A 17543-nucleotide genomic window follows, 5' to 3' on the forward strand; every position below is an offset into this window, starting at 1 on the left:
GCGGAGGCGGGAGGTCCGCCGGGATCGCCCCTGCCGGGCAGCGGTGGGACCGTAACGGAACCGCCCCCACCACCGGTTCATCCCTTGGCGCCGACCACTCCCAGCGCCGCGTGCAGGACCGGCTCGACGCGCAGGCGAGTGCCGTCCCGTTCCAGCGTCTGAAGGGCCTCCAGACACCTCACGGCCCGTCGGGCGTCGTGGGGGGCGAGGCCCGCCAGCTCGGCCGCGTCCCTGGTGTCGAACTCGTCCTGCCAACCGGTGCCGAGCACCTCCAGGATGCCGGAGTACGCGGCCTCCAGGGTCTCGTTCTCCAGGAGGCCCACGGCTTCGACGAACTGCTCGGCGCCGTCGCGCTCCGCCAGCCAGGACACCAGTTCCCGCAGCGCCCTGTCCTGGTCACGGTGCTGCTCGCACAGTGCCCGGGCCTTGTCCAGCAGGAGGGGCCAGCCTCCGGTGACCTCCCCCAGTCGGGTCAGCCGTTCGTCCGCCTCGTACAGGCCGTGGCGCCGGGCCCAGTCCTTGAGGCTCCGCAGGTCGTGCCGGCGCAGCACCACGACGCCGGCATGGGCGGCGTCGTCGCCCATGAGGAGCTCGGACCACAGGCCGAGCTGGGCCACGCCCGAGACCAGGACGACGGACCTGGTGGCCTCGGCGGTGCCGGGCAGCAGGCCCTTGGCCAGCTCGAAGGACTCCCGGCAGGCCTTCTCGCTGCGTTGTGAGAGATCGCTGACGACCAGCCGCCGCTCGCCGGCACGGCCGTCGGAGAGTCCCTGGCGGAACGCCTTGGCGCTGCCGATCACGGGCACCGACCAGCCCCCCACCCGGCCGGTGACCTCCCGCAGGGTCCGCTCCACGTCCGCCACGCCGGTCGCCTGCGTACCGACGACGACACGGACCTGGTTGACGCGCTTCCCCAGCAGACGGTCGATCTGGCTGACGGTGAGCGGGGCGGACCTGCTGTCCGAGAGGACCGGCCGGCTTTCGAGTACGGCGGTCTCCTCCAGCCGCGATTCCTTCGCGGCCCCGAGGAGCCGCGCTTCGATCTCCTGAGCGGTGCCGATCATCCGGAGCGCGTTGGGGCCCCTCAGGTGCCAGCCCTGTCCGTCGTGGTTCGGCGCCAGGACACCGAGGCCGACCATCTCCTGCAGATAGGCGCGGAACCCTTCGCTGTCCAGCTGCTCGAAGCCCTGGGACCACCACGCGGCGCACTCGTCCCTCAGTTCCCGGTCGCTGAGCCGGGTCTCCAGACCGTTGTCCCGGGCGTGCTGGGCCAGGACGTTGGCGATCACGTGGTAGCGGTCGTCGAGGGCGAGGGTGTCCTTGAAGGCCGCGGTGATGTCCGACCGCAGCGAAGCGTCCTGCTCCACCGCGTCCACGTCGGACTCATCGATCGTGTAAGGCGGCGGGCGGAGCGGAAGCCGTGCCCGCTTGTGCTGCATGACCTGCACCATCCGGCTGCCGAAGATCTGCAGCAGGAAGGGCTGGTACGAGCAGAAACCGAGCACGCGGTTCACGAGATCGACATCGGCGAACTCGAAGCCCAGGGCGCGCATGGGGTGCACGATCAGGTCCGCCGCGAACTGCGGGGCGAGGGGCCCGACGACCGTGGGGGTCTGGGCCAGGTGGCTGAACGGGCCGTTCCTGGCCAGCCGGGTGAAACGCTGCACGGAGTGCAGACCGGCGAAGACCACCTTCGCCCGGCCGCGCGAGTCATCACCGAGACCCCGCAGGCGGCGGGTCTCCGTGCACTCGGGCACGTCCGCCTCGAAGAAGCGGTCGCACTCGTCGAGGAGGATGAGCAACCGCCGGTCCGGGTCCTGCTCCAGCCAGTGGGCGATGCCGCCGGTGACCCTCTGCCACGCCTCCTGCAGCGGGTCGCGGCGCCGGGGTTCCTGCAGCACTCCCAGCCTGATGAGCTCCCGGTCCAGGGTGGGCCAGACGGCCTCGGCGCCGAGCGCGGTCCCCCTGCCGATGCCGATCTTGTCCAGGTTGAGGTAGAGCCTGCGGTACGCCCCGGGCCGCTGCTCCTCGAAGCGGTCGCCCGCATCGGCGAGCAGGGCCGACTTGCCGAGCCCCCGTCCGCCGTAGAGGATCTGGGTCCCCGCCGGGTCGTGGATGCTCTTGCGCTCGCGGTCCCGGCCGTAGAACATCTCCCGGCCGATCTGGCCGCGCTTCTCCTTGATGTACGGGTTGACCGCGGAGAACGGCAGCAGCGTCTCGGTCGCGGCGTCGACCCGCCGGTTGCCGTGAGCGGCGAGGTAGGCCAGCGCGGCGTCGTCGACGACCATGATGGGCTTGCTGCCCTGGGACGCCGCGGCCAGCTCGGCCCGCGTCCTGCTGTCCAGCGTCCCGAAGTGGACGACGAGCAGGCTGCTCTCGTCGGGGTCCAGCAGGGCACGGCTGATGAGCAGCTTCGCGGCGGGACTGCCCCAGATCAGCAGGGCGCGCAGCTTGCCTCCCCGGTCCTTGATCTGCGACCCGAAGGCGGGCGCCCAGGCGCGGCCGGTGACGTGTACGTCCACGAGTTCGAAGAACCGGTAGTCCTTGCGGCGCGGCAGGTCGTCCAGAGGGTGGGCCTTCTGCACCTCGTAACCCAGCAGGGACAAGGCCGGGGTGAGGTTCGCCCACCCCTTGATGCGGGCGCGGTCGCCGACCGCGGCGAGGCTGCTCCACAGCTCCAGGGCCGTAGCGGCCCGTTCGGCCTCCCCTTCCGAGAGGGCGGCGTAGTCCAGCACCGCGTGGTCGCGGTACCGGGCGCGGGTCCGGACGGCCTCGATCAGTTCCGCGTCGATGCCGCCGGGCAGTGCGTCGGGCACCGCGGGGAAGAAGGCCTCCAGATGCGAGTCCTCCGACCTGATCTCCGGCACCGGCTCGCCCAGCTCCAGGAAGTAGACGAGCTCGGCCGCGGTGGCCAGGCTGTCGGTGTCCAGGTTGCGCAGGACGCGCTCGCGGTCCTCGGCGCTGACGTCCCTCAGCGCGGCCAGCCGGGCACGCAGCCGGTCAGCGGCCTCCTGCCGGTAACGGGGCAGGAGTTCCTCGACCCGGTCGAGGTTGCGGCGGGCCGCGGCCAGGTCCCGCTGCCCGTCGTTCGCCAGCTCCGCCCTGGCGTCGGCCAGCAGCTCCTGGAGGCTGACGTCCTGTTCGACGGTGAGCGCCTCGTCGGCCTCGGACCGGCGGAGCCGGGCGGCCAGGTGCCGTTCCTTCTCGGTGAGCTCCGCGCGGCGCTCGTTCTCGCGCTCCGTGAGCTGTGCGCGGCGCTGCTCGGAAGAGGTCAGCGTGTGGGCCGCGGGGAGCATCGCGAGGTCGGCGAGATCCGCGATGATGCGGACCGCGCCGAATTCGTCACGGCCGAGCTGGTGGCGGATCGCCTCGTCCCACGTACGGTCCACGGCCTCCAGCAGCGTGTCCACCGCCGGCAACCCGCCGGGCGGAGCGGGCCGCGCCTTGTACAGCTCGACATCCAGCACCTGCCGCACGTCCGGCTCGGGTCCCGTCTCGGCAGGCCTGCTGCCCGCCTCCAGCTCACCGAAGATCTCCTCGAACAGATCCCGGGCAACCGAGGCGGTGGCCTTCGTGAGGACGGCGGAACTTCCTTCCGCCGCCGTAAGATCGCCCACCACCCGCTCGCGCAGTTCGAGGAGGGAGAGCCGCAGAGAGGCAACGGACTGGAACGCCCACGCGTTCTTCTCCGAACGCCCCGTCTCCAGGTCACGCTTGATGGCACGCCAGTCGCGTACGGCGTCCCGAACGCGCTCCAGGTACTGGCGGACGTTGTTGCGGCCCGCACCCTGGATTTCGCTTCCGCCCGTTCGGCGCACGGCGCCGTCCATCTCGTCGATCGCGGCTTCGATTTGCGTCCGCCGGGCGAGGCTCTCCAGCAGTTCGTCCGCTCGCCGTTCCGCGTCCGGGCCGCCGTTCACGATCGCGGTCAGCACGCTGCCGAGGCGGCCCGCCGGAGCCAGCCAGCGCTGCACCATGGCACTGGCGCGCTGGAAGCGCATCCTCGGAGGGACGAGCAGGGTCCGGCAGGCGTCCACGGCCGCGTGGAGCTCACGCTCCGTCTGGGCGACGTCGGCGATGACGGCACGAGGCGGCGCGATCAGCAGTGCGCTCTGCTCGGTGCGCTCGGCCACCACGGTCGCCACCTCGTGCAGTGCGTCCGGCAGCTGGGAAGCGAGCGCCCTCAGGTGCGCTCCGGCGACGTGCACGCCCGTCACCAGGGCCACGCGTACCAGGGTGGGCAGCAGGATCAGGGAGAGCGCGTCGGTTTCGCTCTCCTTGCGCACGTCCCATTCGTGGAGCGACTGCTCGACGAGCTGAGCCGCGCTGCCGGTCCTGGAGCGCAGCAGCGTCGCGGCGGCGGCCAGGCGCAGGACGGCGGACTCGGTCGCCGGCCGGTCGGCGGCCCTCGACAAGTGGGCGGCGAGCCCGAAGCGCTTCTCCTCGATGAGACGGGCGAGGACCGGCTCGATGTCCTCGGCCGGAACACCGCCGGCGGCGTCCGTACCGGTGGTGGCGGACGGGCCGGCCACGTCGGTCACCGCGGCGACCGGCCGGACCGGCTCGGTCTCCGGCTCCGAGGGGCCGGCGGGAAGGGGACCGGGCTCGACCGGAGCGGGCTCGGTACTCACCTGTGCTTCCACCGCGTGCGCGCCGGTGTCCTCACCCGACGCTGCAGCCTCCTCCTGCACCTCCTCCCCGGCATCGTCCGGGCCTTCCGCGGCTTCTTCCTCACCCTCGGAGGGCTCTTCGGTCCCGGGGAAGGCCGTGGTGTCCGTCCGCTCGGCCACGGTGATCTGCTCGGGGAAGACGGCCGCCACGGCGTACGCGGGATGTGTCGCGGACAGCTCTCGCCGGAGGTCGGTGAACGTCCGGGACGAGTCGCCCTGCTCCCTCGTCTCGACAAGGCGCACCAGCAGCGTGAGGACGTGCGCGAAAGCGTCGTCCTCCTCGTCCCACTCCTGCTTCGCGAGGAGTCCTTCAGCACGCTGTCCGGCGTCCGCTATCACTCCGGCCACCGCGCTGTCCGGGGCACAGCCGAGGTTCAGCACGGTAGCCACCGCACGGCGGGTCCGGGCGTCCTTCTCCTTCCTTTCCGCGGTCGTGCGCAACTCCTCGATCGCGCCCCGGATGTCGGAGAGGCGATCGGGGGTGTCGGTGACACCGGCGGCTGCGAGCACGGCCTGCGCACCGGTGAACGCCGGAGCGACGGCGGCAAGCGGCGCCAGGTCGCTGTCGGCCGGCGGGCGGCCGTCCAGCAGGGCGGTGCGCAGGCGGTCGGCCGCGGCGAGCGCCTCGCCGACGACGCGCTCGAGCCCCTCCCCTGCCGAGGCGAGGTCACGGAGGGAAGGAACGGCCACCGGCGCCGTGCCCTCGACCACCGTCCCTTCCTGCCGCGCGGTGTCTACGACGAAGCCGGGAGTCGCGTCGATCACCCGCTGAGCCGCCTTGTGCACCGCGTCCCGTACGGCGTCGTCCGCCCGGATGCCGCACCAGTCGTGCTTCGCTGCCCAGACGAGCAGACGGGCGTCGTATGCCGATGCCTGGAGGTGGGAGAACAGCGCGAGGCCCAGAAGGCGTACTCCCCACCGGTCGGCGAGCCGGTGGTCTCCGCCGGCGGAGCCGGGCCGCAGGGCCACGGCATCGATGTCGCTCATGATGCGGGCCGTCAGGTGGTGTACGGCGTGCTGACGTTTGTGAGCCGGTTCCAGCCGCTGTACCCGCTTGAGGACCTGTTCGCTCAGTACGCGGCCGAAGCGCCGCGGCTCCACCTTACGGAAGCCGAGGTTTCGCATGATGGCCTGGCGGTCCTTGGGCCCGAGGGAGTTGAGTGCGAGCTCGGTCTCCTCGGCGGTGAGCTCGTCGAGGGCCGGGTCCAGGCTCCAGCCGAGCCCGTCGAGCGCCGCGGACAGTTCCTCGAGCAGGCCGACCGGGACATCCGGCGGGGAGAACGGTGGTCCTGCATTCACGGGGTAACGGACGTTCATTCGGTCCCGATCTCTTGTGGCGATGTGCGATGTGCGATGTGGTGCGCGGAGGAGCCGGTGCGGGGAGCCGGCCTCATCCGGTGGTGGAGCTCGGTCAGCGCCGGCGGGAGTGCGCGGTGACGAAGGTGTAGCCGTGGGGCAGCTCCCAGCCGTCCGCCTTCCCGACGTGGCGGCAGTGCTCGCGATAGGCGGCGCGTTGAGCGTCGGTCGGCTCCCAGCCCGCGGGCAGGCGCCGGAGGAAGCCGTGGACGAAGTGTTCCGCCCCCGCTTCCGGTGGGGGAGCACCGGTGCCCGGGCCCGGCCGTGAGACGACCACGGGATCCGGTGCATAGCCGATCAGGGCGATCGCTCGCTCGCCCTGACGTGCCGGGTAGTGGGGCTCACCGTCTCCGCCGCGGCTGCCGGTGGCCGCGTAGAGCTGCTGTGCGGCGAGCAGTTCGTCCACGGCCTGTTCGAGGGCGGTGACCTGGTGCGTGGCCGGAGTCGTGTCGTAGATGCCCCTGGGAAGTGCGCTCCGGTCGAGCAGGGCGTGCCCGTCGGGAGTGAGCCGGCCGAAGCGGCGTACGGCACGCATGACAAGCTGCCGGGTGTCCAGCCCGGCGGCCGAATCACCGTCCCGGCTGCTGCCGGGGGCTCCCTCACGAGTGAGGACCGTGGGGTCGTAGCAGTGGGCGATGAGCTGCCCGTCGACCTCGACGGGATCCTCCAGTTCGACGGTGTGGAGCCGGAAGACCGTACCGCCGCGCGGCCACTGAACATGGAGGCGCAGCCCGGGGAAGAAGTCGATGGGCCACTGGACCTCCCGGAGCATGCCGGTTTCCCCGGTCAGGTCCAAAACGACCCTCTGGACTTCCTCGGACGCTTCGATCTCGCCTCCGGGGTGGCTGATTTCCATGCGCACGGGGGCGGCTTCCAGGCCGGCGGAGACCAGCCCCTCCCGGGCCCTCCGGCTCAGCGGCAGCCTGCCTTCCATGATGTGGGCGAGGCGCACCGGCACCTGCCAGCAGACTTCGCTGTCGTTGATCCTCAGATAGTTCGACGGGCCGAGTTCCCTGTCGTCGACGAGCGGGGAATCGGCAGGCAGGGCGTCGGCCTGCGGCTCCTCCGCGGGAACGCCCTGGGGAGAGAACACCGCTTCGCGGGGGGCGGGCGGGTCCAGCGTCTCCCGCCATCCACGGCCCGCAGGGTGCAGCGGATCGCTGCCGTCCGCCTCTTCGGAGCCCGGGTGGTGGGACCGCCAGATGCCACCGCTCTCGAAGTCGTCGTCCAGGGTGATCCGTACGTCGCTCGCGGTGCGCAGGCCGTCGTCCGTGTCGCCCCGGACGAAGTCGGTGACCGCGAGGTTGGCACGGCACACAGAGACCGCGTACTCCACACCGGTCAGCAGCGGCTCGGCGCCGTCCACGCCGCGCAGCCAGGCTCCGATCGCCGTGTACACGGTGCGCGAGCCGCCCAGGCCGTGCCGCCGGCGGGCGGCCGGGGCGGCTCCGCGTTCCAGAGAGCCGGCGAGGGTGTGCAGATCCGAGCCCCCAAGCGGCCCGTCGTCGCACAGACCGGCCCCGATGCGCCCGCGGGTCAGCGCGTAATGGCCCCAGCTCCGCAGCTTTTCGCTGGTCCGCAAGGCGTGGGCGACCGTGTCCAGCAGCCCCAGGAGGGCGCCCCGCAGCCGGTCCTCCTCGCTGCCGCCGGCCAGGTGGGCGACGGACACGGGCACGAGGGGGCTCACGAGTGATGCCCTCCGGCGGGTGAGCAGGTGCTGCACGAAGGCGGTCGTGCCGCCGGGTTCCGCGTCCTGGACGGAGGCGTACCGGGCGTCGACGATGACGTGTCCGTCCTGGTTGAGCCATTTCCGGCGGGTCCGGAACCGCTTGAGCTTGGCCTCGCTCAGCTCAAGCGCGGGACCGAATGCCGTGAGGTCGGGGACCAGGAGTTCGCGGCGGACGGGGCCGTCCGGAATCCGGTGGTCCCCGGGTTCCCGGGCACCGGCGGGTGCCCCGGATATCCACCCCGGCACGTCGGCTCCCGCCTCGGCACGGGGGTGGCGGCCCTCCTTGTAAACGATCTCCGCGTACAGCGGGTCGGAGCCCGTTTCGATCCGGACGAGCGCTCCGACGGGAAGCGCCGGTATCTCGTCGCCCAGTGTCAGGGAGGGGAAGGAATCGAGGTCGAAGGGGCCGTTCCCATAGCCTTCGCCGCCCGTTTCGTAGCCGAAGTAGGCGGCGTTGAAGGCGACCGCCGTGTGGACGGGGCACCGGCGGTCGGCGACGACCGCCTCAAGGTAGCGGCGGAGCCGGTCCATCTCCTCGGGGGGTGCGGCCTCGTGCCCTCCGGTCATGGCGGGGGTGAGCACGGGCTCTTCGTCGTACGGCAGCCAGGCGTCCGCTCCGGCGGTGGTCATCGTGGTCACGCCTTGCCCTCCTGCTGCTCTGCCGGAACCGAGCCCGGGCGTCGTCCGGGACGAACCGCGCGCCACAGACCGTCCGGTCCTTCGACGACGGCTCCCCCGGCGGCCAGCCTCGTCAGGCTGTCTCCGACTTCGCCGTAGGGGAGGTCGGCGCGCCCCCCGAAATGACGGCTGTCCCGGATGGCCTTCGGCAGGGGGATCATCTTGCGGCTCCTCGGGTTGTAGGCGGATTCGTCGCCGCGCAGCGCATGCCAGATCCGGCGCGGGTGCACCCCCTGGGGCTGGAGCTGCAGCAGCCGGTGGACCTGAAGGTCGACCCGCTGGTTGCGCAGGGACGTGTCGGCACGGCCGCCCGCGCGGGGGCGCGGGCTGTAGAAGGCCTCGGCGATCGCGGGGCGCCGTTCCTCCACGGGCAGGCGGCCGGTGTCCCAGCACGCCGAACAGCGGCAACGGGCGGTGGAGCAACAGCCTTCGGGAAGGTCGTCGACAGCGAAGTAGTCGGCGAAGACCTGCTGAGCACAGACCGTGCTCGAGTCGAAGAACGACTTCAGCCTGGACAGTTCCTCCATCGCCCGGCGACCGCGCCGGGCGAGCAGCGGCAGGTAGCCGCCGGGCAGGGTCCGGGTGCGTACGACCAGGCCGGTGACCAGGCGGCGGCTGGGCGCCGCCGAGACGTCCAGAAGCCCGCGGTCGTGCAGGTCGGCGAGGAGTTCCCAGGTCGCCGCGGGACCGTGGGCGATCGAACGGTAGCCCGTGCACCGGGCGGCGAGTTCCCGGTCAAGGAGCCGGACGTCGACGTTCCGGGGCGTCTCCCAGGCAAGGGCGGTGTCGATGACGGCCCGCTCGATCCGCGCGACCTCGGCTTCCTCCTCCCCCGCCTGCTGCTCCCCCGCCTGTTGCTCCGCGCCGCTGACGGTGAGCTCGGGTCCGTGCCGCGTCGGCCGCAGATCACCGGGCTTGACCGCGCAGTACGGCGGGTGGTCGCCGAGGTCTTCGACGGCTCCCAGGTCGGCGAGTGCGCTGAAGGCCCGCATGATGCCGCTCCGGTAGCGCTCCTGGGTGTACCGGTCCTCCAGCTCGGTCTCACCGAGCACCCCGGCCGCGGCGTCTTCGGCCATGAGGAAATCGGCCAGCCTCACCGGATCGAGCGTTCCCTCGGCCTGTGCGAGGACGAGGGCTCCCATGCGTCGCAGCAGCGAGGCCGCCAGTTCCTGGCCGGTCATGAAGCGAACCATGCGCAGCCCCCGGCTCGTGGCCAGGGCGAGGCCGCTGTTCACGGGCCCCGGCCCGGCCGTTCCCCGGCCCGCACTGTCCCGCCCGGCACGTCCCACCTGCTGGTACAGGGCGGCCAGGTCGGTGGGCGGCGACACGCACATCACGGTGCGGACGTCGGGCCTGTTGACGCCGAGCCCGAACGCGGAAGTGGCGATGATGACGACCGGCACGAAGCCCTCGTCGCCCTCGCGGGGCGCCTCCCGGAACTCCGTCATGACGGCCGCTTTCTCCGCTTCCGTCAGACGGCCGTGGAATCGCAGCACGCGTACGCCGGCGTCACCGACGTACTCGCGTACGTGCGTGTAGAGGGTGTTGACCTCTTTGACGGTGAGGCAATAGAGGATGGCATGACCGTCGAGCACGTCGACGACGCGCTCGACCAGCCCGGCGACACCGCCCTGTCCCGGCCGGTCGAGGGAGCGACGGTAGACGGCCAGTTCGGGCCGGATCGGGTTCTCGCGGACCGTGACCAGGCCGCCGACGACACCGGAACGGCCCGCTTCGGATTCCGCCTCGGCCGAGCCGGGCTCGGGCACCGCGGCGGGCAGCGAGAACAGCCCCTCGCGCAGGGCCTCGTGGACGGCGCGGTTGGCTGTGGCGGTGACCGCGGTGACCGCCACGCCGTGGTCCCGTCGCAGCTCGTGCAGGAACCGGCTGACCCGGCGCATGCTCGGCCTGAAGTCTTCCCATTGCGCCAGCGTGTGCGCCTCGTCGACGGCGATGCGGGTCACCCGGCCCTCCGCCGCGGCCGACCGTACGGTCTCCCGGAAGCGTCGCTGGCAGAGGCGCTCCGGGCTGACGTACACCAGACGGATGCCGTGGTCGGCGCGACCGAGCAGCTGGTCCGTCACTTCCGTCTTGCCGGCCCTGCTGCTGGACTCCCGAAGGGGAGAGATCAGGGCCCGCACCGCTCCCCCGACGGACCGGTTGAGTTCGAGGGCCTGGTCGTGCATGAGGGCGACGAGCGGGCTGACGACCAGCGTGACGCCGGGCAGGACGAGAGCGGGCAGCTGGAAGGTGAAGCTCTTGCCGAAGCCGGTGGGCAGCAGCCCGAGCACGTTCCGGCCCTCGGTCGCGGCCGTGATGACGGCCTGCTGGGCGGGTTTCAGCTCCACGGGCTCGTGGGTGAGCTTCAGCAGGCCACCGATCCGGGCGCAACGGTCCCTGACCTCCTCGGCGAGGAGGCCCTGTTCCCGCAGCTTTCCGGTCTCCTCGGGGGTCAGGGCCAGTTCGCGGATGCGCCGGGTGTGCGGCAGGAGCGTGTGCCGTTCGAGGGCCTCGTCGGTACACAGTTCCGCCGCCCGGGCGGGGTCCAGGAGCCCTTGGCGCGTCATGAACCCCCAGATGCGGCGCCACCCTTCGGCCATGGTGGTGACGTTGCCGCCGCCGGTGTCGCCGGTGTCCGGGCCGGGGCGTTCCAGTCCGTCGTCGAGGCTGCCGAGGAAGGCGCGCCGGTAGGACCGGCGCAGGCTGCTCTGCCCGGCAAGCTTGCGGTCGCTGATGACGACGACACCACGGTGTTCGTCGGACCGGATGAGCCGGCCGACCGCCTGGCGGAGCTGGAGCGCGGCCAACGGCAGGTAGTAGTGCTCGGTGGCGGCGCCGTCCGGATCGGGGTGGCCCGCACGTTCGGCACGCTCGGCCACGGCCGCGCGCCGCGCTTCCACGATCGGGGCGGCGAACGGCGCGAAGGGCAGTTTGTTGATCCAGACGAGACGCAGCCGCCCGGCCTCGGAGACGTCGACCCCCTGCCAGAGACCTTTGGTGCCGACGAGGAAGCCGCCGCCGTCCTCCTTGTCGGTGAAGGCCTGATAAGCACGGCCGTTACCGAGAGTGAGAGCCTCGACGACCGGGGCGTCGAGGGCGCGGGAGCGCAGTTCCTCCACGAGGTGGAAGCCGATGCCCGCGGCGGTCGACCGGGCGGTGGTGAGGATCATGCCGCCGCCGTCGTATCCCTTGCCGTCGGGCCGGGCCCGTGTCATCTCGGCGGCGAACCCGGCCATGTGGTGGGCAACGGTGCGCAGTGCGCCCTCTTCCTGTTCGGCCCAGGAGGGGAAGTCGGAGAAACACACCACCTCGGCCTGGTTCCGCAGGTCGAACGGGGAGGTCAGGGCCAGGGCCGGCAGGTCCTCCGGTAAGCCCAGGCGGCTGCGTACGAACTCCCAGTCACCGCCGACGCGGAGGGTCGCGGAGACGTAGTGGACACGGCGGAAGGAGTCCAGATAGCGCCGCCACTCCGGATCGGCGGGCAGGTCGACGGGGCTGGTGGCGATGCGGAAGCGGTAGGAGCGCAGTTCGGCCTTGGGCTCGGCCAGTTCCTCCATGTGGATGACGCGGGAGGGGAGGGCCTCATCCAGCGTCACGGCGGGGGCGAGGAAGGCACCGATGTCGGACGTGACGCGGTCGAGGGCCGTGACGACGTCGTCGGTGTGCGACGCCAGTGCGTGGAGGCGCTCCCGGACCAGCGGGTCGATGCGGGCCCCGTGCTGGGCGACGTACCGCTCCAGTGCGATGCGGCAGGCCACGAGGGATGCGGCGAGTCGGTCCAGTAACAGCGACAGCCTCCGGGTCTCGCGGCTGCCGGAGGTGCCGGTGTAGGGGCTGGCGAGCGTGGTCGCCCGGCTACCGATGCGTGCGCCCACTCCCTTGGCCTGCGCGTCGAAGGCCTGGGCTGCGAGCCGCGGGAGCCGTTCGTCGTCGAGCAGCCGCTCCAGGTCGGCTGTCGCGGAGACGGCGTCGTCGCGTGCCGCTCCCGGGTGAGCTTCCGCGGACCACGTCCGGTGCTCCGACAGGAGTGCTTCTACGTCCTGGTAGTCGACGGTGATGGTGAGCGCGGACGTGGCAGCGTTCTCCAGCTCGTGCGCTTCGTCGATCACGAGGAGCACGTCCGGCCCGGTGGCCTGCAGGTCGTCCAGATGAGAGAGGACGAGCGCGTGGTTGGCGAGAATGAGGCGATGGCTGCCGATGGCCTCCCGTACCGTGTCGGTGTGCACGGTGAGGGGATTGCCCGCACCGGCACCGTAGTCGCCGTCGCGCTGGGAGAGCGACTCCAGCCACAGGGGCAGACCGGAGCCTGCGTAGTCGGTGAAGAAAGCGGGCAGGTCGACCGGATCGACGGATCTCGCCCCCCATGACTGCGGGGGCTCCTTGGCCGCAAGCAGACGCAGGGCCAGGTAGACGGCGAGCTCCCGGAAGCGGAGCCACTGGGAGAAGCCGGCGCGACCGCGGGGCGCGCCCTTGGAGCGGCTTCGGCGTGTGGCTTCGGAGAGGCACTTCGTGAGGGCCGCGAGCGAGAGCCGGTTGGACTTGCCCTTGACCAGGTCTGCGACGCCGAGGATGCCGGGCAGGGCCCGTTCCAGGCTGTGGATGTCCTTCGCCATCTGGCTCTGCAGCTGTTTGGTGTAGGTGGCGATGACCGCCGTGCGGCCGTCCCCGCCCGCGAGCCAGTCGAGTGCGGCAGCGAGGACCGCGTAGCTCTTGCCGGTGCCGGTGGGTGCTTCCAGCAGACCGCTGCTGCCACGGTCGGTCCATTCGTGCAGTGCTGCCGTCATGCGCTGCTGGGCCGGCCGGGGTTCGACACGGGCGCCGTGCACCACACGGGCCAGCGCGGTCGGCTCGACCCGGCCGTCGGCACCTCGGAGAGCGTCCGGCACGACGACGGGGGCACAGCCCGGTGCCCTGCCCCGGGAGGTGCGGCGCGGCGGATGCTGCGCGAACTCACCGCCCAGCAGCTGGGCTATGCGGGCCTGTTCCCACACGAACGGTTCTCTCTCGGCGGCCCGCTTCCCTTCGGCGAGTTCCCGCATCAGGCGCCACGCGTCGGAATCAGGACAGACGTCGGCGACGAGATCACGTAATGCGGCCGTCCTGCCGGCGAACTCGGCGGCCGCCCGCTCCAGGAACCGGACGAGCAGGACCGCGTCACCGTCGGCGGTGTGGGCACGCAGCCCTGCTCGGGGTATGCCGAGCTCCCCCGCCAGGTCCTGGAGCCGGTGGGAGGGGGCTGTCGGCCACAGGGCGTGCGCGAGGTATAAGGCATCGACAGGTCGTGCCGTGGCCAACGGGTCACTCGCGCCCGCCTTCTTCGCGGCCTCACTGACGACCGGGAAGTCCAGCCCCGTTCCGCTGTAGGCGACGACGACGTCGGCATCCTGGAGGAACGCGTGCAGCTCCGTCCACGCTTGTCGGGCGGCGATCCCGTGCTCTCGCACGGCGTCGCGTACGCCGTGGTCACGCAACTCTTCGGTGTCTCCGGGGAATCGCAGGTACCGCTGCCAGCGGGGCGCCGCCGCCACCCATTCCGGGTCGGCGCCGAACCGGACGGCTGCCGCTTCGAAGACGTGGCGTTCGACGTAGGGGGAGGTCGCTGTCGTGCGGACGACACTCTCGATGTCGAGCGCGACGGCCCGCAGAGCGGACGTCCGGTCCGGTGACGCGTCGCCTTCGGACGGCTTCGGACCGCCCGGCAGCGGCTGTTGACGGCTGCTCGGCTCCGGCGGAGCGGCGGGCAGGATGCGACCGCCCGCAAGGATCAGCAGGCCCCCTCGGACCGCCTCGGTGACCAGCTGGGGCAGCCGTTGCGGCGGGCACGTGCTGAACCGTACGGCCGCCTCCGCCGCAAGCTCCCGCTCGGAGATTCCGGACGGGAACGCACGGACCAGATCCGCGATCTTCCGGGCCGCAGTGGAGACCACCTGTTCCTCGGCCACCAACACCCTCCCCTGTGCATGGCTCCCGGTCGGGTCACTGACCGTACCGCTCGGTGACCTCGGCTTCCCTCCCCCCGGGAACTTCGAGGCACGTGCTCGCGGCACCGCCCACGAGACACTATAGAGCCTTCTTTGGAAAATTTTGGAGTATCCAGGAAGTCAATGGAGCTGTGGCAGTAGCCTCGTCCGCATGAACGAGGCGATACATGAGCCGGCCGAGTCGGCGTCGGAAGCCGGCCGTGACGGCCCCTGGCAGCGGTTATCCGCTTACGCGTACCTCAGCGCACCCGAGCGGCTGGAATACCTCTCGATCATGCGGGTGTTCTGCGGGACGCTCCTCGCGGATCTCGCCGTGCCCGACGTGCTGGCGAAGCTCCAGGACCAGGGCGGCCCGGCGGCGGGGGCCGACACGGAAACCGTCACCGCCCGGCTCGAGCAGCTTATGCGCTGGGGCAACCTGCTGCGCAGCAGTCATACGGTAAAGGCGTCGAGCATCACCGAGTACCAGCGGGCCCGTTCCCGGTACCAGCTGACCAAACTGGGCGAACGGATCCAACGGGACGCGGACGAGGTTCTCTCCGGCGCGGATGCCGCTCGCGAGGTGAGCAGCGAACTGCTCGCACTCGTCGAACGCGGGCTTCGCGAGCTGGCCGGACTGCTCGGCAGGCCGGACGGGGCAGAGCCGCAGGACGCGCTCGAGCGGGTCAGCACGGTCTTCGTGCAGTTCACGGAGTTCGCCGATTCCATCAGGGACTTCTACGCCTACCTGGGACAGGTGCTGACGCGGTACGACCTGAACAGCGCGGAGTACCAGGGCTTCAAGGAACTGCTGCTCGACTACGTCGAGGCCATCTCGGAGGACGTCTCGTTCCGGTCGCCCCGCATCGCGGCCGTTCTCGATGAGCTGTGGCCACAGCTGCCCGGTCTCCTGGCCCGCCTCGATGCTCACGCCGCGGGTCTCACGGGCGCACCCACCGGCGTGAACGGACAGCCGGCGATGCGCGTGCAGCGCAGCCGGGGCCGGGAGCAGGCCGACTGGGAAGGGCTGCGCGGCTGGTTCACCGACACCGACGGGCAGGGGAGCCAGGTCGACCAGTTGCGGGACGCCACCCTCCGTGCGCTGCAGTCGTTGCTCGCGAACGCCAAGCGGATGCTCCGTTCTGCTTCGGGAGAGATGTCGCGGCACAAGGATCTGCTGCGGCTCGCCCGGTGGTTCGACGAAGCGGCCCCGGAGGAGGCGCATGACATCGCGGTGGCCGCCTTCGGTCTCTACAGCGCCCGGCACCTGGGTGTTCCACCGGCCACGGACGAAGTGGTGCCCGCGTACACGAGTTGGTGGACCGGTCCGGTCGTCGAAGTCCCGGTAGCGCTCCGCGAGCGAGGGAGCCGCGCCCACCGCGGCCGCACTTCGGCCGCGGAAGACCACTCGGAGCAGAAGCGGCGGCTCCAGCAGGCGGCGCGCGAGCGCGCGGAGGACAGACAAGCGGCCGCGGACGAGCTGCGCAGCGCTTCCGGGCGCTTCGCTCAGGTCCGGCTCACCTCCGCCGCCCTCGCGCTGCTGCTGGAGCTCCTGGCGACCGCGTTGGGCAACGCCCGGCTCCGCAGGTCCGAAGAGGGCGGCGCGGGACAGCCTCACGGCTTCGCTCTGCATGCCGCCCGCAGCGAGGACGCCGAGCTCGACATCCGCCTCACCGTTCACCGCAGGACCGGTGCCCGGACAGTGGTGGATTCGGTCGACGGGGAGCTGCTGCTGGACGAGCTGGAGCTGTGCGTGGAGAGTTGCGCCCCTCCCCGGGAAGGACGGACGGGGGTGAGCGCGTCGTGACGCTCCCTTCGGCACACGATGCCGGCCTCGCGGCGGAGCGCCGCAGCGCGGGCCGCCTGCTTCTGGCCCATCCGCTGGTGACGGCGAACGGCCCGCACGCCGATGTCTTCCCCCTGATCCGCAGGCACGCCGACTGGCTGCAGAAGCGATTCCAGCAGGTGCTCGGCTACCGCCTGCTCGTCGACACGTCCTATGCCCGGCTGTTCAAGGCCGGTCTGGGTACGGGAGCGGGGCACCGTCTCGAGCGTTCCACCGGCACGCCCTTCACCCCGCGCACCTATGCCTGCCTCGCCCTGGCGCTGTCGGTGCTGGTGACGGCCCCGGAGCAAGTGCTGCTGTCACGGCTGGTGGCCGATATCAGGGCCGCGGCAGCCGACGCCGGCATCGTGCTGGAGGACACGGGGCGGGCCGCGGAGAAGCGGGCGCTGGCCGCGGCGCTGCGTCAGCTCGTCGAATGGGGTGTGCTCACGGAGACCGAGGGGAGCGTCGGCGCGGTCAAACAGGAGGACGGCGGCGAAGCGTTGATCACGGTGGACAGGGAAATCGCCCGTGTCGTCGTCGCCGGGCCGCTCACGCAGAGCCGGAGCGGCGCTGATCTGATCCGAAGGGCAGCCGATCCGGGTTTCGGCGGTCCCCGTACCTACGTGCGCCGGATGCTCGTGGAGACACCGGCAGTCCATCTCGACGAGCTGACCACCGCCGAGCGGGACTGGCTGCGCACCCGGCAGCGACGGGAAGCCCAGGCGTTCTCCGAGCTGCTCGGCCTGGAGGCCGAGATCCGGGCCGAAGGCATGGTCCTGGTTGACCCGGAAGAAGAGGTGACCGATCTGCACCTGCCGGGTACCGGCACCCTCGCCCAGGCCTCGCTGCTCCTGGTGGAGCGGCTGGTGGAGAGGCTGCGGCCGCCGGACCCCGGGCACCCGGCGACCGGTGGCCGGCTGGTGATCGGCGTGGCCGTTCCGGACGGGCTGGTGGCGGAACTGCTGGCCGGGCTGGTGACGGAGTACGGGCAACGCAGCAACTGGCAGCGGGGATATCTGGACGACCCGCACGCCCTGCAGGAGGCGGTGCTGGACCTCCTCGTCCGCATGCGCCTCATGGCCCGCACCGGGCCCCTGCGTTCCGAAGGACGGGACGTTCCCGAAGGATACGACGGGGAGGTCCCGGAGGGCCGCCTTGTCACCGACGTGACCGGCGCACGCGCTCGGGAGAGCGGCCTGGTGCTGCTCGCCGCTGCCGCCCGCTATGCCACGAGCGTCACTGTTGGCCGGACCGCCGGGGAGCGACCCGGCCCCGCTGTTCAAGAGGAGTTGCCGCTGTGAGCCGACACACGCACACCGCCG

General features: G+C 71.6%; 5 protein-coding genes. 2 read left to right on the forward strand and 3 right to left on the reverse strand.

Annotated elements, in window-relative coordinates; genetic code table 11:
• Positions 1-77: 77 nt before the first annotated feature.
• From ACSNOH_RS12435 to ACSNOH_RS12445, 3 genes are all read right to left on the reverse strand, one after another.
• The gene (locus ACSNOH_RS12435; protein WP_436721325.1) at positions 78-5969 is read right to left on the reverse strand and encodes a hypothetical protein; all 5892 of its coding nucleotides are present in this window, start codon (positions 5967-5969) and stop codon (positions 78-80) included.
• Between the two features lie 112 nt (positions 5970-6081).
• Positions 6082-8385 (reverse strand): hypothetical protein, encoded by a 2304-nt coding sequence (locus tag ACSNOH_RS12440; protein WP_436721335.1) that lies wholly within the window; start codon positions 8383-8385, stop codon positions 6082-6084.
• 5 nt (positions 8386-8390) lie between these two features.
• Positions 8391-14375, reverse strand: coding sequence for a DEAD/DEAH box helicase (locus ACSNOH_RS12445; RefSeq protein ID WP_436721326.1), 5985 nt, complete (start codon positions 14373-14375; stop codon positions 8391-8393).
• 190 nt (positions 14376-14565) lie between these two features.
• Here ACSNOH_RS12445 and ACSNOH_RS12450 point away from each other — a divergent pair, with 190 nt between their 5' ends.
• Together ACSNOH_RS12450 and ACSNOH_RS12455 are read left to right on the forward strand one after the other, a co-directional pair.
• A complete protein-coding gene (locus ACSNOH_RS12450; RefSeq protein WP_436721327.1) occupies positions 14566-16200 on the forward strand; it encodes a TIGR02677 family protein in 1635 nt (544 codons plus the stop codon).
• Complete coding sequence (locus ACSNOH_RS12455) at positions 16197-17522, forward strand: TIGR02678 family protein (RefSeq protein WP_436721328.1); 1326 nt, start codon at positions 16197-16199, stop codon at positions 17520-17522. Before ACSNOH_RS12450 ends, ACSNOH_RS12455 begins: the two co-directional genes overlap by 4 nt.
• Positions 17523-17543 lie beyond the last annotated feature (21 nt).

Origin of the sequence: Streptomyces sp. URMC 127, assembly GCF_051386535.1 — a bacterium.
In the GTDB taxonomy this organism is placed as follows: Bacteria; Actinomycetota; Actinomycetes; order Streptomycetales; family Streptomycetaceae; genus Streptomyces.